This window comes from Pseudonocardia sp. DSM 110487, from assembly GCF_019468565.1.
Taxonomy (GTDB): Bacteria; Actinomycetota; Actinomycetes; order Mycobacteriales; family Pseudonocardiaceae; genus Pseudonocardia.
The window spans coordinates 2,927,469-2,948,674 of the sequence record NZ_CP080521.1 but is presented as its reverse complement, the minus strand read 5'-3'; the positions used below and the strand labels follow the sequence as shown (position 1 = coordinate 2,948,674).

The window sequence follows — 21,206 nt, the reverse complement described above, 5'->3', positions numbered from 1 at the left end:
CCGTGGCGGGTGCAGGATCGACGGGTGGTCTCCCGCACGGCTCCGCTCGCCCCATCCCTCGCCGACGTCGTCGGCGCCGCCGCCGCACGGCTCGAGGGCGTCGCGCTCCCCACCCCGCTGCAGCCGAGCGAGCGGCTGTCGGCCGCGACCGGGGCGCAGGTCTGGCTGAAGCGGGAGGACCTGCAGGTCGGGCGCTCGTACAAGCTGCGCGGCGCGTACAACCTCCTGGCCCAGCTCGGCGCGGCGGAGCGGGCGGCGGGGGCGGTGTGCGCGAGCGCGGGCAACCACGGCCAGGGCGTCGCGTACGCCTGCCGCAGGCTGGGGATCCGCGGCCGGGTGCACGTGCCGAGCACGACACCGCGGCAGAAGCGGGAGCGGATCACCGCGCTCGGCGGCGACGCCGTGGAGCTGGTGGTCGGCGGCGACACCTACGACGAGGCCGCCGCGGCGGCCGCCGAGCACGCGGCCCGTACCGGGGCGACCGTCGTCCCGGCGTTCGACGACCTGCGCACGATCGCCGGGCAGGGCACGGTGGCCGCGGAGATCGTGGCGCAGCTGGACCGCGCACCGGACGTCGTCGTGGTGCCGGTGGGCGGCGGTGGCCTGCTGGCAGGCGTCGGCGGTTTCCTCGCGGAGCGGCACCCGCAGGTCCGGGTCGTGGGGGTGGAGCCCGCTGGCGCAGCGAGCATGACGGCCGCGTTCGCCGCGGGTGAGCCGGTGACGCTGCCCGAGCTGGACACGTTCGTCGACGGCGCAGCCGTGCGCCGCGTCGGCGACGTGAGCTTCCCGCTCGTCCGCGACAGCGGCGCCGAGCTCACGACGGTGGCCGAGGGCCGCGTCTGCACGGAGATGCTCGACCTCTACCAGGTCGACGGGATCATCGCCGAACCCGCGGGGGCGCTCGCCGCCGCCGCGCTGGACGAGCTCGACCTGCCGTCCGGCGCCACGGTCGTCTGCCTGCTCTCGGGCGGCAACAACGATGTGAGCCGCTACGCCGAGGTGATCGAGCGCTCGCTCGTGCACCGCGGGCTCAAGCACTACTTCCTCGTGGAGTTCCCGCAGGAGCCGGGCGCGCTGCGCCGGTTCCTCGACGAGGTCCTCGGCCCGGACGACGACATCGTGCTGTTCGAGTACGTCAAGCGCGACAACCGCGAGACCGGCGCGGCGCTCGTCGGGATCGAGCTGGCCGGCCGCGACGGCTACGAGCCGCTGTGGAAGCGCATGGAGGCCAGTCCGCTGAAGATCCAGCACATCGCGCCGGGTACCACCGCGTACCGCTTCCTGGTGTGACCCGGCTGTACGCCGGGGAACCCGCCGTCGGCAGATGGCGGGCGGTTCCCGTCACCGAGGTCCTCGCCCTGCTCGGGCGCCCGCGCGTCCTCGCCGTCGACGGGCGCTCCGGCGGCGGAAAAACCACCGTTGCGCGGCGGCTCGCGGCCGCCGTACCGGGCGCGATCGTGCTGCACACCGACGACGTCGCCTGGTACCACGCGTTCTTCGACTGGGCCGATCTCATGCGGGACGGGATCCTCGCTCCCCTGCGCGCGGGCGAGGACGTCGCGTACCGCCCGCCTGCGTGGGACGAGCGGGGCCGCGACGGCGCGATCACGGCGAGCGCGGCGAGCCCGCTGGTGATCGTCGAGGGCGTCGGCATCGGCCGCCGCGAGCTCTCCGCGTACGTCGACGCGCTGCTCTGGGTGCAGACCGACGAGGACGAGGCCCGTCGCCGTGGACTCGCCCGCGACGGCGCCGACGCGGCGGGCTTCTGGGCCGAGTGGCAGGCGGCCGAGGATCCGTTCCAGGCCGAGCAGCGGCCGTGGGAGCGGGCCGGGCTGATCGTGTCCGGCGCGCCCGACATCCCCCACGACCCGCGGTCCGAGCTGGCGATCTCCCGCCATGCCTGAGAACAGCGGATACTGTCGGGAGCCGTAGTCGCGCGTGCTGGTGGGAGGGCGAGGCCGTGGCCGCCGTCCCGAACGAACTCGGCGAGGTCGCCACGTCGGCCGAGATCGTCAGCGACCTCCTCGGCCACCTCACGGTCACGACGCAGCGGGTCCACCGCGCCGTGGCCCGCCGCGGGTTCGCCAGGTTCCTCCCGGCGCCGGTGCGCGCGGTGCAGGACATCGTCACGGCGAGCGTCTACGGCCTCGTGTGGGCGGGGATCACCGTCGTGGGCACCGCCGTGGTGGAGGTGCTGGACTCCGTGGAGCGAACCCGGACCGCGCGGCCGTTCACGACCACACCGCGCGGCCGCCATCTCGCGGGAGTGCTCAACGGCGCGGTCGGCGACCGGCTGCACGACCACTACCCGGGGCTGGCGAGCCCGATGCGCATCCGCGTCGACGGCGTGGATGCCGAACCCGACGTCGCGACATTGCCCCGGCTTTTCCCGGCAGCGACCGGGAAGGTCGTGGTGTTCGTGCACGGGGTGATCGAGACCGAGGAGTGGTGGAACACCCCGGCCCGCGCGCACGCCGCCGATCCGGCCGCGATCTCCCAAGACTTCGGAGCGCGACTGACCCGCGATCTGGGCTGCAGCAGCGTTCACGTCCGCTACAACAGCGGGCGGCACATCTCGGACAACGGCGCCGATCTCGCCGACCTGCTCGAGCGGCTCGTCACCGCGTGGCCGGTGCCGGTGCGGGAACTCGCACTGGTCGGGCATTCCATGGGCGGTCTCGTCGCGCGAAGCGCGCTCCACCAGGCGTACGCGCGGCACCTCGCCTGGTCCGGCCGAACCCGGCACCTGGTATGCCTCGGTTCGCCGCACACCGGCGCACCGCTGGAACGCGGAGCGAACATCCTCACCGCGGTGCTCGGCGGGTTCGACGAGTCCGCCCCGATCGCCGCGTTGCTCGCCGGGCGGAGCGCCGGCATCAAGGACCTGCGGCACGGGAGCCTCCACCGCAAGGACTGGCACGGAAGAGATCCGGACGCCCTGCACCCCGCCTCCTCGCGGCATCCCTACCGCCCGCCCGACGGTGTCGAACACAGCAACCTCGCCGCAACGGCCTGGCGCGCGCCGGGTCCGCTGTCCGACTGGGTCGGCGACCTGCTGATCCCCACCGCCAGCGCGTTGGCGCCGACGCCCCCGGCCCGCCGGTGCACGATCCCCGGCCTGCATCATCGCGACCTGCTCACGCACGACGCGGTCTACACGCAGCTCCTGAGCTGGCTGCGCACCTGAGGCAACCTTGCCCACGTGAGCAGCGCGCCGGCAGCACTCAGTGCCGCTCCCGCGAGGCCGAGGAGGGTGACCGGCATCGCCTGCTGCAGGATCCCGCCGAGCGCGCCACCCGCGGCGACCCCGGCGTAGATCGCCGAGTTGTTCAACCCGAGCAGCACGGGGGTCGCGCCCGGCGCGTGGGCGACCAGCCGGTGCTGCTGCGGGACGATGGGCATCGAGACGAAAACGCCCCACGCGATGGCCCAGACGACCGCGGTGACGAACGCTCCTGCGGCCAGTGGGGCGGCCGCGAGCACCAGCGCGGCGGCGACCAGCCCGGCGAGCACGACGCGGCTCGGCGCGTGGCGGTCCGACAGCGCGCCGCCGAGGGCGTTGCCCGCGACGTTCCCGACGCCCCACGCGAGCAGGACGACGGTGAGGGTCGTTGCGGACCCGCCGGTTGCACCCTCGAGTGCCGGGCCGATGTAGGTGTAGAGCACGTGGGTGCCCGCGAGCGCCAGCAGCGTGACCGCGAGCATGCCCAGCACCGACGGGTCGCGCAGCGGGCGCAGTCGTGCGCGCAACGACGTGCTGGGCAACGAGACGGGCGGCACCCCGAACGCCACCCCCGCGGCCGCGACGAGGCCGACCGCCGTGACCGCCCAGAGCGTCACCCGCCAGTCGGCAGAGCCGATCAGCGTGCCGGCCGGCAACCCGAGCGCCATGGAGATGCTCAGCCCGCCCATGACCGTGGCGAGCGCGCGGCCCTGGCGCTCGGGCGGGGCGATGGCCGCGGCCGTGCTGAACGCCGCGGCGCCGATGAGGCCGGCACCGAGGGCGGTGAACACGCGGGAGCCGAGCACGACCGCGTAGGTCGGCCCGAGCGCCGTGAGCGCGTTGCCCACCGAGAACCCGGCCAGCCCGATCAACATCGTCCGGCGCCGGTCGAGCGCGCTGGTCGCGGCGCCCAGCACCGGCGCCGACACCGCGAACGCGAGCGCGAAGGCCGTGACGAGCTGGCCCGCGGCGGGGATGTCGACGTCGAGATCGCGGGCGATCGCGGGGAGCAGACCCGCGATCACGAACCCGTCGGTACCGACGGCGAACAGGGCGAGGGAGAGCGGAAGCAGCCGCACGAACACGGGCGGACCTTTCGGAGATGGGTCAGAGCTGTGCGAGGCCGAACCGGGCGCCCTGGTCGTCGGCGCACTCGGCGCGGGGACCGCCGCGCTGGTGGCGCACCGCACCGACGCCGCGGCCGCCCGCGGCCCGCACGGCGGCGAGGGCGCCGTCCAGGTCCGGCACCCGGAACCACGGCACGGCGACCGCGTCGGCGTGCCCGCCCTCCAGCCCGAACCCGGGGGTGGTCGGGCCGGCCGCAGGCTCCGGGTGCCAGTAGCCCGGTCCGGCGCCGGGCCGGAAGCGCCAGCCGAGGACGGTGCCGTAGAAAGCACGGGCCCGGGTGGTGTCCGGCACCCGCAGCAGCACGTAGTCGAGCTCGCCCGGCCCGTCGGGCCGTCCAGGGCCGGGACCGGTCGGCGCGACGAGGGTGAACGGCAGCCCCTGGTCGTCGACGCAGTCGGCGGCCCGCCCATAGGCGCGGTCGGCCGGTTCGTCCGCAGTTCCACCCGCGGCCCGCACGAGCGCGACTGCCGCGTCCACGTCGGGCACGGCGTAGTAGGGAGCGAGCGTCGGCGGGCGGTCGGCGCCGCGGAGTCCGAGCGGGAGGGCTCGGTCGCGCACCTGCCGAATCGGGCCCGGGACCGTCCTCCAACCGAGCACCCGTGCGTAGAACCGCTCGGCCAGCGCGATGTCGCGCGTGCAGAGGGCCGCGTAGGTGATCTGCCCGGGGCGCGGGCCGGAGGGGGCGGACACCATCCAGCGGTGGCCGGACGGGTCGCGCACCACGCCGCCCCGGCCGTGCGGGCCGTCGGCGACCGGCCGTTCCAGGACGGCGCCACGGGCAACGGCGCGCTCGACCGCGGCGTCCGGGTCGGGCACCTCCAGGTGCAGCGACTGGCTCGCGCCGCCGCGGTGGACCGGAGCCAGCAGGTGCATCTCCGGGAACTCCTCCGCGAGCATCAGCACGCTGTCCCCGATGACGATCTCCGCGTGCCCGATCCGCCCGTCCGGCATCAGGATCCGCTCACCGCGGCTGCGGGCGCCGAACGCCTCGACGTAGAGCGCGATCGCCTCCGTGGCGTCGGCGACGGTCAGGTAGGGGGTGACGGCGTGCAGGGCCACGCGCTCGGACGGCGCGGGTTCCTCGTCGGTGGCGAGCAGCGCGCGCTCGATGCGGGCACGCAGGGCACGCGCGAACTCCGGGTCGGGCGCGACGGGCGCCTGCGGGGTGCGCAGGGCGTCGAACGGGTCGATCATCGCGATCCTCCCTCCCCGAGTGCGGTGTAGCTGCGGCGGAACGCGGCGCGGGCCCTGACGAGCAGCGCCTCGGTGGCGTGGACGGTGCGGCCGAGCGCCCTGGCGACCTCGGGAACCGGGAGCCCGTCGAGGTAGCGCAGGGTGAGCGCGGCGCGGTGGGCGCCGGTCTGCCGTTCCAGGACCTCGCGGGCGAGCAGCGCGTCGAGCCGCTGGTCCCATGGGTCGTCGGGCGGATCCGGCTCGGCCTCCACGGCGCGCAGCCCGCGCTGCTCACGCTCGGTGGTCCGCCAGTGGTCGACGAGCTTGTGCCGGGCGATCCCGATCAGCCAGCCGGTGGACGCCGGCGGCGGTGGCTGTCTGCGCGTGGCGGCGACGGCCGCGAGGAACGTCTCCGCCGTGAGGTCCTCGGCGAGGGACTGGCTGCCGCAGCGGGCCAGCAGGTAGCCGTAGACCTCGGGCAGTGCCTCGTCGTACAGGTCGAGCAGCGCGGCACCGGTGTCAGGCCGGACCTTCCCGCTGCTGTTCACGTCCCTTCATCGTCCCGGCGCGGCACGCTCCGACGGTGCTTCACCCGATCGGCGCAGCGAGATCAGGCGGAGGGCACATCACTGCCGGTGGCGAGGCCGTGCAGCAGCAGCTCGGCGAGGCGGGCATATGCCTCCGCGTCGTCCAACCCGGTCGAGGCAGCGACCTGCCGCTGCTGGATCCGCACCATCGTCGCCGTCACGACGTCCGCGACGAAGCCGGTGTGGACGTCGCGGAACGCCCCGGACGCGACCCCGTCGGCCACGAGCTGCTGCACCCGGGCCGCCGCGGCACGGGTGTTGCGCTCGTACACCTCGGCCGCGGGTGGGAAGCCCGCGACGTCGTCGAAGAACCGGGCGGACGCGGGCGCGAGCTCCGTGGCGACGGCGCGCAGGTACGCGCCCACCCGCTCGGCGGCCTCGGCCCCGTCGGCGACGGCGGCCTCGACCCGCTCGGTCGCACCGCGGAAGAAGTGCACCACCGCGGCGCGGACCAGCTGTTCCTTGCTGCCCGCCAGCGCGTAGAGCGTGCGTTTGGAGCAGTGCAGGCGCGTGGCGACGTCGTCGAGGGTCAGGTGCGCGAAACCCTCGGCGAGCAGCAAGGCCACAAGGGCGTCGAAGAGCTCCTCCCGGCGAACCGCACCACGCCGAACCACACTCATATCGGCTATTCTATCTGGTACTGACGTTCCTTTCTCAGTACCGATACGAGGGAGCGGCCATGGCCGTCGACCGCCTGCTGCCCACCACGGAAGCCGCCGACCTGATCGCGCTCGCCCGCGAGATCGCCGACAAGGAGCTCGCGCAGCGCGTCGACGAGCACGAGCGGGCCGAGACCTACCCGGAAGGGCTCTTCGCCACGCTCGGCGCCGCGGGCCTGCTGGGCCTGCCCTACCCGGAGGAGCACGGCGGCGGAGCCCAGCCGTACGAGGTCTACCTGCAGGTGCTCGAGGAGCTCGCGGCGCGCTGGGCCGCCGTGGCCGTGGCGGTGAGCGTGCACGGGCTCGCGTGCTACCCGCTCGCGACGTTCGGCACGCCGGAACAGCAGGAGCGCTGGCTGCCGGACATGCTGGCCGGCGAGGTGGTGGGCGCCTACAGCCTGTCCGAGCCGCAAGCGGGCTCGGACGCGGCGGCGCTCGCCTGCAAGGCCGAGCGCGTTCCCGACGGCTACCGCATCGCCGGCACCAAGGCCTGGATCACCCACGGCGGCCGGGCGGGCTGCTACACGCTCTTCGCCCGCACGGCGCCCGGCCCGGGCGGCGTCTCCTGCTTCCTCGCACCGGGGCAGGCCGACGGGCTCTCCTTCGGCAGGCCGGAGGAGAAGATGGGCCTGCACGCGATCCCCACCACCACGGCGCACTGGGACGGAGCCGTGCTGGCGGCCGACCGGCTGATCGGCACCGAGGGCCATGGCCTGCAGATCGCGTTCGCCGCGCTCGACTCCGGACGGCTCGGCATCGCCGCCGTCGCCACCGGCCTCGCCCAGGCCGCGCTCGACACCGCCGCCGCGTACGCGAACGAGCGCACGGCGTTCGGTCGCAAGATCGTCGACCATCAGGGGCTGGGCTTCCTGCTCGCCGACATGGCCGCCGCCGTCGACGCCGCGCGTGCCACCTACCTCGACGCCGCCCGCCGCCGCGACGCCGGGAGGGATCACCGCCGGGCGGCGAGCGTCGCGAAGCTCGTGGCCACGGACGCGGCGATGAAGGTCACCACCGACGCGGTGCAGGTGCTCGGCGGCTACGGCTACACGCGCGACTTCCCGGTGGAGCGGTACATGCGCGAGGCCAAGGTGATGCAGATCTTCGAGGGCACCAACCAGATCCAGCGACTGGTGATCGCCCGCTCACTGGCGAGCCACTGAGGCGGGCAGGACGACTGCGCGCACCGCGGCGGCGACGTCCCGACCGGAGGGCGCCCGGTCCGGGTCGATGAGCGCCTGCAGCACCACGCCGTTGACCAGCGCGAGGCCGAGCGAACCCAGCGTTCGCGCGGTGTCGTCGTCGACCTCGTCCTCGGCGACACCCAGCAGCATCGCGGCGAAGTCGCGCCGGGCGCGGGCGTACGTCTCCGCGAGCCGCCCTCGGACCTGGTCGGAGAACTCGATCTGCGCAACCCACTGGAGGCTCGCGGCGGCGAGCGAGCGCTCGGTGCGCGTGTTGTCGATCACGACGTCGAGGAACGCCGCCAGCCGATCGACGGCTGACCCGTCGTGCTGATCGCGCAGGGCCGCCTCGACGTCGCCGTCCCAGTCGTTGAACCAGTCGAGGATGGCCGCGTCGAGCAGGGCGTCCTTGGAGCCGAAGTGGTAGCCGATGGACGCCAGGTTGGTGCCTGACGCCGCCACGATGTCGCGGGCCGTGGTGTGGGCATAGCCCTTCTCGGCGATGCAGCGCTTCGCTCCGGCAAGCAGCGCCTCCCGATTGCCCATGCAGGCACCCTACCCGATCTCCGTGTACGAGCGTCCTTGACGTACGTCCTAGACGACTGTTTAGGACGCTCGTACCATCACCGGCGTGACCGCAACCGACATACGGGCCGGACGCCGCGAGTGGATCGGCCTCACCGTGCTCACCCTCCCGGCGCTGCTTGCCTCCATGGATCTCTCCGTGCTGTTCATGGCCGCGCCATGGCTCGCGGGCGATCTCGCCCCGACCGGCCCGCAACTGTTGTGGATCATGGATGCCTACGGCTTCCTGATGGCCGGCCTGCTGCTCACGATGGGGGCGCTGGGCGACCGCATCGGGCGGCGCAGGCTGCTGCTCATCGGGGCCACGGCGTTCGGGGCCGCCTCCGTGCTCGCCGCGTACGCGCCGAGCGCCGAGCTGCTCATCCTGGCGAGGGCGCTGCTCGGGGTCGGCGGCGCGACGCTCGCGCCGTCGACCCTCGCGCTGCTGCGCGGCATGTTCCCCGACGCAGCACAGCGCCGGCTCGCCATCGGGGTCTGGACCGCCGCGTTCACCAGCGGCTTCGCCGTGGGTCCCGTCGCCGGTGGGCTCCTGTTGGAGCACTTCTGGTGGGGCGCGATCTTCCTGATCAACGTGCCCGTCATGGCGCTGCTGCTGATCCTCGGGCCGATCCTGCTGCCCGAGTCCCGAGAGGCCCGTCCCGCCCGGTTCGACCCGGTCAGCGCACTGCTGTCGATCGCGGCCGTGCTCCCGGTGATCTACGGGGTGAAGGAGCTGGTGCACGCGGGCGCGGCCCAGGGTCCCGCGCTGCTCGCGATCGCCGTCGGGTTCGCGTTCGCCGTGGTCTTCGTCCGGCGGCAGGCCCGGATGGCCGACCCGCTCGTCGACGTCTCGCTGTTCCGCGGCAGCGCCTTCACCGCGGCGTTCGGCGCCTACGTGGTGATGGTCCTTGCCAGCGCAGGCCTTGGCTTCCTCGCCGCGCAGTATCTGCAGGTCGTCATCGGCTTGCGCCCGCTCGCGGCGGCGCTGTGGCAGCTGCCCGCGGTCGCCGGCACGATGCTCGGGATCGGGTTGGCCACCGTGCTGGCCCGGTTCGTGCGCCCCGCCGTGCTCGCAGGGGCAGGCCTCCTCGTCGCCGCCGTCGGGTTCCTCCTCCTGACCAGGGTCGGCGTGGACACCGGCCCCGCCGCCCTGATGGCCGGCTACGCCGTGGTGACGATCGGCACCGGGATGGTCGCGCCGCTGGCCATCGACCTGATCGTCGGCACCGCACCGGCCCACCGGGCGGGCTCGGTGGCCGGGCTCGGGGAGACGGGGGCCGAGTTCGGCGGCGCACTCGGCATCGCCGTCCTCGGCAGCGTCGCGGCCGCGATCTACGCAGGACAGGCCCGCGACACCCTGCCCACCGGCCTGCCGCCCGCGGCCGCCGACACCGCGACGGAGACCCTCGGCGGCGCCGTCGCCATCGCCGACGGGCTCCCCGACCCACTCCGCGCCGCGGTGCTCGGCGCCGCCGAGTGCGCCTTCACGGCGGGCTTCACCACCGCGGCCGCGGCCGCATCGGCGTTGCTGGCCGCGGCCGCGGTGGTGGTCACGGTCCGGCTGTGGGCCGTGCGCCCGGCCGCTGGTCGTGACTGATCAGTGCAGCGGGCCCGTCACCGACTCGGCGGCGGCGAGCAGCTCACCAGAGGCCACCAGCTTCACGGCCTCCTCGATCTCCGGCGCCAGCCAGCGGTCGGGACCGGGACCGGCGACGGACTCACGCAGGCGGTCGCGGGCGGCGCCGGTCGCCGGAGCCGGGGCGAGCGGGGCACGCAGATCGAGGGCCCTGGCCGCGGTGAGCAGCTCGATCGCCACCACCCTCGTGAACCCGTCGACGGCGCGGCGCAGCTTGCGCGCGGCGGCCCAGCCCATCGCGACGTGGTCCTCCTGCATCGCGCTGGACGGGATCGAGTCGACCGACGCGGGCGCGGCCAGTCGCTTGAGCTCCGACACGATCCCCGCCTGCGTGTACTGGGCGATCATGTGGCCCGAGTCGACCCCTGGGTCGTCGGCGAGGAACGGCGGCAGCCCGTGGTTGCGGGCCACGTCGAGGAACCGGTCGGTGCGCCGCTCGCTGATCGACGCGACGTCGGCGATGGCGATCGCGAGGAAGTCCAGCACGTAGCCGAGCGGGGCGCCGTGGAAGTTGCCGTTGCTCTCCACCCGCCCGTCGATGGTGACGACGGGGTTGTCGACGGCGGCGGCCAGCTCCCGCCCCGCGACCGTGTCGGCATGGGCGAGCGTGTCGCGGGCCGCGCCGTGCACCTGCGGGGCGCAGCGCAACGAGTAAGCGTCCTGGACCCGGGTGGTGGCCTCCGCGCGGTGGCCCGCCATGATCGCCGAGCCCTTCAGCAGCGCGCGCAGGTTGGCCGCGCTGTCGGCCTGGCCGGGATGCGGGCGCAGCGCCTGCAGGTCGGCGGCGAACACGGCGTCGGTGCCCAGCAGCGCCTCGACGCTCATCGCGGCGGCGAGGTCGGCGGTGGCGAGGAGCCGGTGCAGGTCCGCCGAGGCCAGCAGCAGCATGCCGAGCATCCCGCTCGTGCCGTTGATCAGCGCGAGCCCTTCCTTCTCGGCCAGCTCCACGGGCGTGATCCCGGCGGCGGAGAGCGCCTCGGACGCCGGCCGCAGCACTCCGTCCGCGTCCCGGACCTCACCCTCCCCCATCAACGCGAGTGCGCAGTGCGCCAGCGGGGCGAGGTCGCCCGAGCAGCCGAGCGAGCCGTACTCGCGCACGACGGGCGTGATCCCGGCGGAGATCATGTCGGCGTACGCGACCGCGGTCTCGGTGCGCACTCCGGTGCGGCCGGTGGCGAGCGTCGCGAGGCGCAACACCATGAGGGCCCGGATCACCTCGCGCTCGACCTCGGAGCCGTTGCCCGCCGCGTGGGAACGCACGAGGCTGCGCTGCAGCTGGACCCGCGCCTCGACCGGGATGTGACGCACGGCGAGCGCCCCGAAACCGGTGGAGACGCCGTAGTGCGGTTCCACGTCGTCGGCGAGGGCCTCGACAACCTTGCGACTCGCCGCGATCTCCGCGAGCGCCTCCGCCGACAGCGTGACGGGCACACCGTCCCGTGCGACGGCGACGACCTCCAGCGCTGTGAGCGGAGCAGTTCCGATGGTGAGGGGAGCGCGTCGGGGCATCCGACAATCTGACACCCATCGGCCCCCTGTTACCAGCGACCACACGTGGAAAACCCGATCACGCTCCGCGAATTCCTGCTGGCAGGAACCATGCTGCCTCCTCACGCAGTCCGACCGCTCGTGCAGGCGGCGCAGCAGCCCCGTAGCCCCTCCCGGCGAGCGCGTCGCGACCGGGACGAACACGCCGCGAATCACCGTGGCGTCCACGAGCACCGCGAGCGCCATGCCGATCCTGCGCTGATGGAGGAATACCACCTCCCTCGTGGAGTACACGGTGAGCCGTTCGGTCGATATTCATCAGCTGTTGAGTTATCCGTCGAACCGGTCTACCGTGCCGTCCATGGCCAACGAGGACTTCGTCGTCGAGCTCAAGGCGCTCGACGCGCAGGCGCTTCCGCGGGTGGGCGGCAAGGCCGCGAACCTCGGGGAGCTGCTCGCCGCCGGTTTCCCGGTGCCGCCAGGATTCGCCGTCACCACCGCCGCGTACCGGCGCGTTGCGGAGACGCTCGACCTCTCGGATCCGGGGCGCGCGCGGGACGCGCTCGCGGGCGCGGAGCTGCCCGCTGCGGCCGCAGAGGCCGTACGGGCCGCGTACGCCGCGCTGGGCGCAGACGTCCCCGTCGCCGTGCGCTCCTCGGCCACGGCGGAGGACCTGCCGTGGGCGAGCTTCGCAGGGCAGCAGGACACCTACCTCAACGTGGTCGGCGCCGACGCCGTACTGGACGCCGTCCGGCGCTGCTGGGCGTCGCTCTGGACCGACCGTGCGGTGAGCTACCGCGAGACGCAGGGCATCGACCACCGGGGAGTCCACATCGCGGTGGTCGTGCAGCGGATGGTCGATTCGCAGGTGGCGGGCGTGCTCTTCACGGCGGACCCGGTGATCGGAACCCGCGGCCGCAGCGTGATCGACGCGAGCCCCGGGCTCGGCGAGGCCGTGGTGTCCGGGGCGGTGAATCCCGACCACATCGTCGTCGACGCCGACACCGTCCACGTGACCCTCGGCGACAAGGCGGTGCAGGTGCGCCCGCTTCCCGGTGGCGGGGTCGAGCAGGTACCGGTGACGGACGCGGCCGGCTCGTGCCTCACCGACGCGCAGGCCACCGCGCTCGCCGCCACCGGGCGACGCGTGGAGGCGCACTTCGGCACGCCGCAGGACATCGAGTGGGCCATCGACGGCGACGGCGAGCTGTGGCTCACGCAGGCCCGGCCGATCACGACCCTGCACCCGCTGCCTGCCCCGGCAGGCGACGGGCTGCGCGTCCTGTTGTGCGCGACCCTCGCGCAGGGGCTCACCCGGCCCGTCACCCCGATGGGCCTGTCCGGGATCAAGGTGCTGGCCGCCACGGCGTCCGCGCTCGCGTTCGGCGCGCCGGTCCCCGACCCGGTCGCCGGACCATCCGCCCTGCGGACGGCGGGCGGGCGGGCGTTCATCGACATCACGCCCGCGCTGCGCAGCGCCCCCGGCCGGGCGATCCTGCCCCGGGCCCTCGACATGATGGAGTCGCGGTCGGCCGTCGTGCTGCGTGGGCTGCTCGACGACCCGCGGCTGGCGCCTACAACCACGTCATGGGCGCCGTTCGTCCGCAGGCTGGTGCGCACGCTGATTCGCTTCCGGGTGCCGGTGCTGATGGCGCTGGCGCTGGCGCTGCCCGATGCCGCGCGACGGCGCGTCGAGCGGGTCGGCGACCGGGTGCGCGCGCTCACGTACGCACCCGAGGAGCTCACCGCCGACCAGCGGCTCGAGCGCGCGGTGCACGTCCTCCGCCAGGCCTTCCCGATGCTGCCCCTGACCGTGCCGGCGGCCGGCGCCGGCTTCGCCATGCTCGGGGCGGCCCGGAAGATCGCGGGCGCCGAGCTGCACGCCGACGCGGTGAACGACGTGCTGCGGTCGCTGCCGCACAACAGCACCACCGAGATGGACCTGCGGCTGTGGGCGCTCGCCCGCAAGCTGCGCTGCGACCCGGCGTCCGCCGCCGTGCTGCGCGGCACCCCGCCCCGGGAACTGGCCCGGCGCTACCGGGACGGCGTGCTGCCGCCTGCGCTGGAGAGCGGCCTTGCCGCATTCCTCCTGCGCTACGGCCACCGCGCGGTCGCCGAGATCGACATCGGCATGCCGCGCTGGTCGGAGGACCCCACCCACGTGCTCGGCGTGCTGGCCAACTACCTGCGCCTCGACGACAGCGCCCTCGCCCCGGACGCCGTGTTCGCCCGAGGGGCGGAGGCGGCCGACGCCGCCGTGGCGGCCGTGGTCGACCGGGTGCGGGCCCGCTCCCGCCTGCGCGCCGTCGCGGTGCGGTTCGCCCTTGGGCGGGTGCGCAGGCTCGCCGGCCTGCGGGAGGAGCACAAGGACTACCTCATCCGGATCTTCACGCACGCCAGGGCGCTGCTGACGGCGGTCGGCAGCGAACTCACCACCCGGGGCCTGCTCGACCGCCCGGACGACGTGTTCTTCCTCGACCTCGCCGAGTCCCGAACCGCGCTGGCCGGCGCGGACCTGCGGGAGACCGTCGCCGACCGCCGCGCCGAGTACGACCGGGAGCTGCGGCGGCGGCGCGTCCCCCGAGTGTTGCTGTCGGACGGCACCGAGCCGGAGGCCGTGGCCCGCCCGGGAACGGTCACCGACGGCGCCCTCACCGGCACGGCGGCCTCCGCTGGCACCGTCACCGCGCCGGCCCGCGTGGTACTCGACCCGGTGGGAGCGCGCCTGGAGCCGGGCGAGATCCTCGTCGCCCCGTCCACCGACCCGGGCTGGACCCCGCTCTTCCTCACGGCCGGCGGGCTGGTGATGGAGATGGGCGGCCCCAACTCCCACGGCGCGGTGGTGGCGCGGGAGTACGGCATCCCGGCGGTGGTGGGCGTGGCGGACGCGACGACCCGCATCACGACCGGCGACGAGGTGACGCTGGACGGAGCGGCGGGCGTCGTGCGGGTGTGATCAGCGATTGAGTGCGATCAGCGCGGTGCAGGCAGCGCTGACCGCACTCGATCGACGATCAGCAGTCCACTCCGCGACGCCGGAGTTCAGCTCGCACGACCGCGACCACCCGGTCCGGATCGTGGAGCACGGTGTGGGCATCGAATCGCAGCACCGTCCACCCCAAGCGGGTCAGTACCGCCTCTCGGGCGAGGTCGCGGCGAGCGCGGCCGGGGTCGAGATGATTGGCGCCGTCGTACTCGATCGCGAGCAGGACGTCCGGGTACGCGAGGTCCAGCCGGTGGGAGCGGCCGAATCCCCTGACGCGGTGCTGCACTGCGGGGACGGGAAGCCCGGCGAGGACGAGCGCGACGCGGATGCGGGTCTCCATCGGCGACTCCGCGAGCGGGTTCGCGAGCGCCAGCACGCGAGGCAGGTCGGCGCTCCCGTGCACGCCGAAATGGCGCCGTGCCAACTCGCGGACGACATCGACAGTGAACCGGTGCCGGTACGCGAGCGCGTCGACGGCGACCACCTTCTCGACGAGCGTCGGAGCCCAGCGGGCGAGGTCGAACGCCGTGCGCACCGGAGTGGTGAGCCGGCAGCCGCGCCGCCATGTGGTTTCGGCGGGATCCAGCTGTCCGCGCCGCACGACGAGACCGGGGCAACGCCGGCGCTGCTGGCCGCTCGCCGGTTCCGGTGATCGCCGATCCGGTGCGCTCAGCGCTGCCGGAACAACGCGGAGCGCACGCGATCAACGATCTTCTCCTACGGGTACCACTGCCCCATGGCACGGGCTATCTGGACAGGCGCGATCTCCTTCGGGTTGGTCTCCATCCCCGTCGGGCTGTTCAGCGCCACCGAGGACCACACGGTCCACTTCCACCAGTTCGAGCGCGGCACGTCCGACCGCATCCGCTACCAGCGGGTCAACGAGCGGACGGGCAAAGAGGTGGAGTACTCCGACATCGTGAAAGGCCGCGAGGTGGGCGACGGCGAGTACGTGCTCGTGGAGCCCGACGAGCTGGCCGACATCGCGCCCGGCCGGTCCCGCACGATCGACATCCAGACGTTCGTGGACCTCGACGAGATCGACCCGATCTTCTTCCAGAAGACGTACTGGCTCGCCCCGACCGACGAGCGGTACGAGCGCCCGTACGCCCTGCTCCGCGAGGCGATGACCCGGACGAACCGGGCCGGCATCGCCACGTTCGTGATGCGCGGCAAGGAGTACCTCACGGCGCTACGGGCCGACGGCGAGGTGCTCGCGCTGGAGACGCTGTTCTTCGCCGACGAGATCCGGGACCGCTCGAACCTCGACCTCCCCGGGAGTACCAAGCCCAAGGGTAAGGAGCTGGACATGGCGACCGGGCTCATCGAGGCGATGAGCGAGGCGTGGAAGCCGAAGGAGTTCCGCGACACCTACACCGAGCGCGTCGAGAAGCTGATCGAGGACAAGCGGAAGGGCCGAGAGATCGTGACCGAGGCGGAGCCGCCTGAGCCGACGGCGATGTCCGACCTGATCGCCGCTCTCGAGCGCAGCGTCGCCGATGCAAGGGGCGGGGGGAAGTCGCAGAAGGGGAAGAAGGGGAAGGCCACCAGCGACGGGGCGCCCGACCTGTCCGAGCTGAGCAAGAGCGAACTCGCGGCGATGGCCCGCGAGCTCGACATCAAGGGGCGCTCCTCGATGAGCAGGCCGAAGCTGGAGAAGGCGATCGCCGCGGCATCGGGGGCGGCGCCGCAGCGACGCCGGAAGGCGTCGTGACCTGCGCCGAGTGCGTCGGCACGCTCGACCACTGCCACGGCACCCTCGTCCTGCACGCCGATGGGACGCTCGAGTGCACCGACCCCGCCTGTGCCGGCATCGGGCGCGAGCGGCACGCGCTCACCGCCGAGGTTGCCGGGCCGGACCAGCGGGCACCCCGTGACCAAGCCGACCGAGGAGCCGACCGAGGAGGCGAGATGGCGGGTACCGAGTTCGAGCAGCACACGCACGAGTCGCTGGTGCACGACCACGAGCACTGGCACGTCACACACAACTGGAGCGAGACGGCCGGCACGTTCGAGCACCTCGCGTCCAAGCACAGCCATCCGCACGATCACGCCGAGCTGACTCACTCCCACGTGCCGCACGTGGACTTCGACAGCGAGCACGCGGGCGAGGCCCACATCCACGACCACGACCAGCCGGTGGACCAGGACACCTGACGCCGATCAGGGCCGGGCAGTCGCGCGAAGCACGAGGGTCGCGCCCCGGTGCACCTGCAGCCTGCCGCACGCGCACCGGCTCCAGATGATCGTGCCCTCGGACGTCTGGTGGCGCGAGACCACCTGGTAGGGCTCGGCGGTGGGCCATCCGCAGCACGGGCAGAAGTCGTCGGTACGGCGATCCATGCGTCCAGGGTCGCGCGGCCGATCCGTCACGTCCATTTCACGTTCTTTCAGGTGACCGTACAATCCAGCTACATGTTCGACCTGCGCCGCCTGCACGTCCTGCGCGTCGTCCACCAGCTGGGCACGGTCACGGCCGCGGCGGGTTCGCTGCACCTCACGCCGTCGGCCGTCTCGCAGCAGCTGCGCCAGCTCGCCCACGAGCTCGACGTGCCGCTGCTCGAGCCCGACGGCCGCCGCGTCCGGCTCACCCCGGCCGCGCTCACGCTGCTCCGCCACGCGGACGAGATCGCTGCCCGGTGGGAGGCCGCCCGGGGTGACCTGCAGGCGGGCGCCGGTCGTGCCCCGGCGGTCCTGCGGATGGCGGGGTTCACCAGCAGCCTGCGGACGCTGGTCGTCCCCGCGGTGGCACACCTGCGCGAGCAGGAGCCCGGCCTCAGCGTCCGGATCATGGAAGTGGAGACCGCCTCGGCGTTCGGCAGGCTGCTCACCGGCGAGATCGACATCGCGGTGACGCTGCCCAACCAGGGCGGTCCCCCGCTCGACGACCCGCGCTTCGAGCAGGAGACGCTGCTCGACGAGCCCCTCGACCTCCTCGTGGCGCGCGGCCACCGGCTGACGGGCGTCGGGCAGGTCGCCCTCGAAGAGGCCGCGCACGAACCGTGGATCCTGCCGGCCCCCGACACCTGCGACCACCAGGAGATCACCGCGGCCGCCTGCGCCGCCGCCGGCTTCACCCCGAAGGTGGCGCACGAGGCGATGGACTGGCCCGCGGTGGCCGCGATCGTCGCCTGCGGGCTGGGGGTGTGCCTCAAGCCGCGGCTCGTGCGGGTGCCGGCCGAGCTGCCGGTGGTGGCCGTACCGCTCGCCGGCGCGGTCACCCCGAGTCGACGGCTGCTCACCTGCACCCGCCGCGGCTGCCGCGCCCAGCCGCACATCGCGGCCGGCCTCGACGCCCTCGCTGCGGCGGCGACGATGGCGACCGCCCCGCGGATCCGCCCGGCGAGCTGAGGAGTCCCGAGGGTCCGCCGGGTACGGTCGCCGCATGATCGAATGGCAGCGGCCGCTGGGCAGCACCGGGCTCACCGTGTCGGCCGTGTGCGCCGGCACCGGCGTGCTGGGGAGCATGCCGGGGGCGTTCGGCTACGAGGTGCCTGCGCAGCGCGGGATCGACACGGTCACGCGCGTGCTCGCCGGGCCGATCACCTGCCTCGACACGTCCAACGGGTACAGCGACGGCGAGAGCGAGCGGCGGGTCGGGGCGGCGCTGGCAGCGGCCGGTGGGGTGCCCGACGGTTTCGTGGTGGCCACGAAGGTCGACCCGGACGGCGACGACTTCTCCGGCGCCCGCGTGCGGCGCTCGCTCGAGGAGAGCCTCGACCGGCTCGGCATGTCCCGCGTGCCGCTGCTGTACCTGCACGACCCCGAACGGATCTCGTTCGACGACGCGACGGCGCCCGGCGGGCCGGTGGAGGAGTTGCTGCGCATCCGCGACGAGGGGCTCGCCGAGCACGTCGGTGTCGCGGGCGGCCCCGCCGCGCTGATGGAGCGCTACGTCCGCACCGGCGCGTTCGAGGTGCTCATCACGCACAACCGCTGGACCCTGCTCGACCGCTCGGCAGGCGGGCTCATCGACGCCGCCGTGGAGCGGGGAGTCGCCGTGGTGAACGCGGCCTGCTTCGGCGGCGGGATCCTGGTGAAGGGCAGCGCCGGATCGGACCGATACGCCTACCGGACGGCACACCCGGAGGTGCTCGAAGCGGTGCGCGGCATGGAGGCCGCCTGCGCGCGGCACGGGGTCCCGCTCGCGGCGGCGGCGCTGCAGTTCTCGCTGCGCGATCCCCGGATCGCGTCGACGGTGGTCGGCTTCTCCCGCCCGGAGCGCATCGACGAATGCGTCGTGCAGGCCGGCACCCCGATCCCCGACGAGCTGTGGCCGGAGCTGGAGGCGCTGCTCCCGAGCAGCGACCGCTGGCTGCACTGACTCAACCGATACTCGCGATCTTCGCGTCCATGATCCGAAGTTACGGGTGCTCATGGTCGTGCGAGCAGCCATAGACAACCGATAGTTCGGATCTTGCCCGCCGCCGATCGGGCGCCTGGCGGCCGGGGTGCGATCGTGTCGATCCATCGAGTCGGCCTGGTCGGGTTGCCTGCCGGTGGGCGCGCTGTTCCCGGCCCGGGCCGCCCGGCACCCGCCCCGTGATCCGGGCTTCGCGGGTGTGTCCGCCGGTTCGCCTCGACCCCTTCGCCTTGCGGAAGTGGCTGGGTTGGGTGCACTACCGTCCCCTGGGGTTGCGTGGGCGGCCGTCCCCGACGCGGGGGCACGCCCGTTCCCGAGGAGACCGTCCTGCCGGGTGCCACGCGACCGGCTGTGGTCCCGACCCTCCACACCCAGCCCCGCGCTTGGATGATCACGGCCAGACCACCCCAGGGACAGGGCCCCACGCGCAGGTCCATGATCAGCAGGACCGGACACCCGCTGCAGAGGTGTCTCCCCGGTCAGAACACCAGCCGCAGGGGTGCAGCCCAGGCCCCGATTACACCCCAGATTCCAGGCGTGGCCAGAGGGCGCCGACGGGACCACAGCCAGATGCGTAGCACCCAAACCGCGGCGGTCTCGTCCCGGACGGGCGTGCCCCCGCGTCGGGGACGGCCGCCCGAGCAACCACATGATCCGGTAGTGCACCCAACCCAGCCACCCCCGGAAGGCGACGGGGTCGAGGTGAACCGGATCGCTACGCCGGCAGCCCTCGGCTGGTGGGTGAGGCCCGGGGGCTACCCGGGGCCGGGAACGGCGCGCCCACGAAAGCGTCCGGCACCCGGGCGCACAGGCCCACCCCGTGTCGCCGGCGCGCTCGTTCTCGGCCGGCGCGCCCGGTCGACGGGGTGTCTGACCTACGACGGGCTGCGCCGGCCGACACGGGATGCGCCAACGGCTTCCGCCGTGCCGCGCGGGGGCCATAGCCCCGCGGCCATAGGAATGATCACGAAGTCCGGCTGGAGCGCTAGCCTCCGGACGAGTCTCCCCCGCCGGAACCGCCACCGTCCGAGCCGCCACCGTCCGAGCCGCCACCGTCGGAAGATCCGCCTCCGCCAGAGCCACCGTCGTCCGAACCACCGCCGCCGGAACCGCCGCCGGAACCGCTGTCAGAGCCTCCGGAATCCGAGCCGCCCCCATCGGAACCGCCCTCGCCGGAACCACCGCCGGAGCCACCGTCGTTGGAGCCACCGCCGCCGGAACCGCCGCCGTCGCCGGAACCACCGCCGCCGGAGCCGCCGGAACCACCGCCACTGTCGGACCCGCCGTCGTCCGAACCACCGCCGCCCGAGCCACCGCCGCCCGAGCCACCATCGCCGGGCGGGTTCGGGTCGTCGTCGCCCGGGTCATCCGTGGGCGGGCCGCTGGGGTCCGGTTCGGGATCGGGGGACGGCGTCGGGTCCGGAGACGGTGCGGGGCCTGGAGACGGCGTGGGGTCGGGGTCCGGCGATGGGCTCGGGTCCGGGCGCGAGCTCGGCGGGTCGGACGGGCGCGAACCGTGGTCGGAGTGGTCGTTACCGGAGTCGCCCCGGCCGGAGTCGTCACCGCCGGAGTTGTGACCGCCGGAATTGTGACCGCCGGAGTCGTCACCGGAGTCGCCGGACCGGCCGGACGAGGACGAGTGGTCGTCGCCCGCGGGCGGGGTCGTCGGCACGACCGTCGGGTCGGTGACGGCGGACGCGGGCGGAGTGACGGGCGCGGCCGCAATGGGCGCCGCTGCGAGTGGCTCCTGCGGAGCTCCCTGGAACAGCTGTGGGAACACGGCGGAGGCGAGCACGGTCGGGGCACTGGCGGCGAGCTGCGCGAGCGCGGCGATGCGGCTGCCGTCCGTGACGTCGTGATCGACGCTGGCCCCGGTGTCGGTGGCCCCGGCGGCGAAGAGGCTCGGGTAGCGGTCGTCGGTGACGTTCCCCGCCGCCTGCACCTCGCCGTGCACGAGGTCGATCGGCGCGTTCCCGGTGGAGAGCACGACGACCGAGGACACGCTGGCCGCGGCGGCACCCGCCACGGCGGTGGCCGCGAGCAGCGGGGCCGGCGCGATGCCGAGAGCGGCCCCGCGCCGGTGGGCGCCCGCGGGGCGGGTGGTGGTGCTACCCGACTCGCGGCTCAGCAGCGACTCGACGCTGACTCCGCCCCGCCGCGAACGCTGAGGGCGAGCCGCGCCCGGCGTCGCCGAGTTGTTACCGTGCGTGTCCAC

The 21,206-nt window shown here is 73.9% G+C and carries 19 protein-coding genes; 10 read left to right on the top strand and 9 right to left on the bottom strand.

Going from position 1 to position 21,206, the window contains the following annotated elements:
• Positions 1 to 24 precede the first annotated feature (24 nt).
• From ilvA to K1T35_RS13570, 3 genes are read left to right on the top strand one after another with little or no spacing between them, the layout of a single operon-like run.
• Positions 25 to 1,290 (top strand): threonine ammonia-lyase IlvA, encoded by a 1,266-nt coding sequence (ilvA, locus tag K1T35_RS13580; RefSeq protein WP_220260529.1) that lies wholly within the window; start codon positions 25 to 27, stop codon positions 1,288 to 1,290.
• Positions 1,287 to 1,904, top strand: a complete 618-nt coding sequence (locus K1T35_RS13575) for a uridine kinase (protein ID WP_220260528.1) — start codon at positions 1,287 to 1,289, stop codon at positions 1,902 to 1,904. The genes ilvA and K1T35_RS13575 overlap by 4 nt, the downstream gene beginning before the upstream one ends.
• 56 nt (positions 1,905 to 1,960) lie before the next feature.
• Entirely contained in the window at positions 1,961 to 3,187 is a 1,227-nt protein-coding gene (locus K1T35_RS13570) for a triacylglycerol lipase (protein ID WP_220260527.1), read from the top strand.
• On the opposite strand, the gene K1T35_RS13565 is transcribed toward K1T35_RS13570, so the two are convergent.
• From K1T35_RS13565 to K1T35_RS13550, 4 genes are all read right to left on the bottom strand, one after another.
• Positions 3,154 to 4,308, bottom strand: coding sequence for an MFS transporter (locus K1T35_RS13565; RefSeq protein ID WP_220260526.1), 1,155 nt, complete (start codon positions 4,306 to 4,308; stop codon positions 3,154 to 3,156). The genes K1T35_RS13570 and K1T35_RS13565 overlap by 34 nt on opposite strands.
• 22 nt (positions 4,309 to 4,330) lie before the next feature.
• Positions 4,331 to 5,545 (bottom strand): VOC family protein, encoded by a 1,215-nt coding sequence (locus K1T35_RS13560; protein WP_220260525.1) that lies wholly within the window; start codon positions 5,543 to 5,545, stop codon positions 4,331 to 4,333.
• Positions 5,542 to 6,072, bottom strand: coding sequence for an RNA polymerase sigma factor (locus K1T35_RS13555; protein ID WP_220260524.1), 531 nt, complete (start codon positions 6,070 to 6,072; stop codon positions 5,542 to 5,544). Before K1T35_RS13555 ends, K1T35_RS13560 begins: the two co-directional genes overlap by 4 nt.
• A gap of 62 nt (positions 6,073 to 6,134) precedes the next feature.
• Positions 6,135 to 6,731 carry a TetR/AcrR family transcriptional regulator gene (locus tag K1T35_RS13550; RefSeq protein ID WP_220260523.1) on the bottom strand — a complete coding sequence of 199 codons (597 nt, stop codon included), beginning with the start codon at positions 6,729 to 6,731 and terminating at the stop codon, positions 6,135 to 6,137.
• 59 nt (positions 6,732 to 6,790) lie between these two features.
• Between K1T35_RS13550 and K1T35_RS13545 the strand changes: the two genes are divergently transcribed.
• On the top strand, positions 6,791 to 7,933 hold the full coding sequence (locus tag K1T35_RS13545) for an acyl-CoA dehydrogenase family protein (RefSeq protein ID WP_220260522.1): 1,143 nt from the start codon (positions 6,791 to 6,793) through the stop codon (positions 7,931 to 7,933).
• On the opposite strand, the gene K1T35_RS13540 is transcribed toward K1T35_RS13545, so the two are convergent.
• Positions 7,916 to 8,500 (bottom strand): TetR/AcrR family transcriptional regulator, encoded by a 585-nt coding sequence (locus K1T35_RS13540; protein WP_220260521.1) that lies wholly within the window; start codon positions 8,498 to 8,500, stop codon positions 7,916 to 7,918. The genes K1T35_RS13545 and K1T35_RS13540 overlap by 18 nt on opposite strands.
• Before the next feature lie 85 nt (positions 8,501 to 8,585).
• Here K1T35_RS13540 and K1T35_RS13535 point away from each other — a divergent pair, with 85 nt between their 5' ends.
• Positions 8,586 to 10,115, top strand: coding sequence for an MFS transporter (locus K1T35_RS13535; RefSeq protein WP_255621855.1), 1,530 nt, complete (start codon positions 8,586 to 8,588; stop codon positions 10,113 to 10,115).
• On the opposite strand, the gene hutH is transcribed toward K1T35_RS13535, so the two are convergent.
• On the bottom strand, positions 10,116 to 11,663 hold the full coding sequence (gene hutH / locus K1T35_RS13530) for a histidine ammonia-lyase (RefSeq protein WP_220260520.1): 1,548 nt from the start codon (positions 11,661 to 11,663) through the stop codon (positions 10,116 to 10,118).
• 262 nt (positions 11,664 to 11,925) lie between these two features.
• On the opposite strand from hutH, the gene K1T35_RS13525 reads away from it, so the two are divergent.
• Positions 11,926 to 14,598, top strand: a complete 2,673-nt coding sequence (locus tag K1T35_RS13525; protein WP_255621854.1) for a PEP/pyruvate-binding domain-containing protein — start codon at positions 11,926 to 11,928, stop codon at positions 14,596 to 14,598.
• Between the two features lie 58 nt (positions 14,599 to 14,656).
• On the opposite strand, the gene K1T35_RS13520 is transcribed toward K1T35_RS13525, so the two are convergent.
• Entirely contained in the window at positions 14,657 to 15,229 is a 573-nt protein-coding gene (locus K1T35_RS13520; RefSeq protein ID WP_220260519.1) for an endonuclease domain-containing protein, read from the bottom strand.
• Positions 15,230 to 15,364: 135 nt separating this feature from the next.
• Here K1T35_RS13520 and K1T35_RS13515 point away from each other — a divergent pair, with 135 nt between their 5' ends.
• Entirely contained in the window at positions 15,365 to 16,342 is a 978-nt protein-coding gene (locus tag K1T35_RS13515; RefSeq protein ID WP_220260518.1) for a Ku protein, read from the top strand.
• A complete protein-coding gene (locus K1T35_RS13510) occupies positions 16,339 to 16,785 on the top strand; it encodes a hypothetical protein (protein WP_220260517.1) in 447 nt (148 codons plus the stop codon). Before K1T35_RS13515 ends, K1T35_RS13510 begins: the two co-directional genes overlap by 4 nt.
• A 6-nt stretch (positions 16,786 to 16,791) precedes the next feature.
• On the opposite strand, the gene K1T35_RS13505 is transcribed toward K1T35_RS13510, so the two are convergent.
• A complete protein-coding gene (locus K1T35_RS13505) occupies positions 16,792 to 16,971 on the bottom strand; it encodes a hypothetical protein (RefSeq protein WP_220260516.1) in 180 nt (59 codons plus the stop codon).
• A gap of 51 nt (positions 16,972 to 17,022) precedes the next feature.
• On the opposite strand from K1T35_RS13505, the gene K1T35_RS13500 reads away from it, so the two are divergent.
• On the top strand, positions 17,023 to 17,979 hold the full coding sequence (locus tag K1T35_RS13500) for a LysR family transcriptional regulator (protein ID WP_370645368.1): 957 nt from the start codon (positions 17,023 to 17,025) through the stop codon (positions 17,977 to 17,979).
• 34 nt (positions 17,980 to 18,013) lie between these two features.
• Positions 18,014 to 18,952 (top strand): aldo/keto reductase, encoded by a 939-nt coding sequence (locus tag K1T35_RS13495; RefSeq protein ID WP_220260515.1) that lies wholly within the window; start codon positions 18,014 to 18,016, stop codon positions 18,950 to 18,952.
• A gap of 1,024 nt (positions 18,953 to 19,976) precedes the next feature.
• Here the strand turns inward: K1T35_RS13495 and K1T35_RS13490 are convergent.
• Positions 19,977 to 21,206 carry a hypothetical protein gene (locus K1T35_RS13490; protein WP_220260514.1) on the bottom strand — a complete coding sequence of 410 codons (1,230 nt, stop codon included), beginning with the start codon at positions 21,204 to 21,206 and terminating at the stop codon, positions 19,977 to 19,979.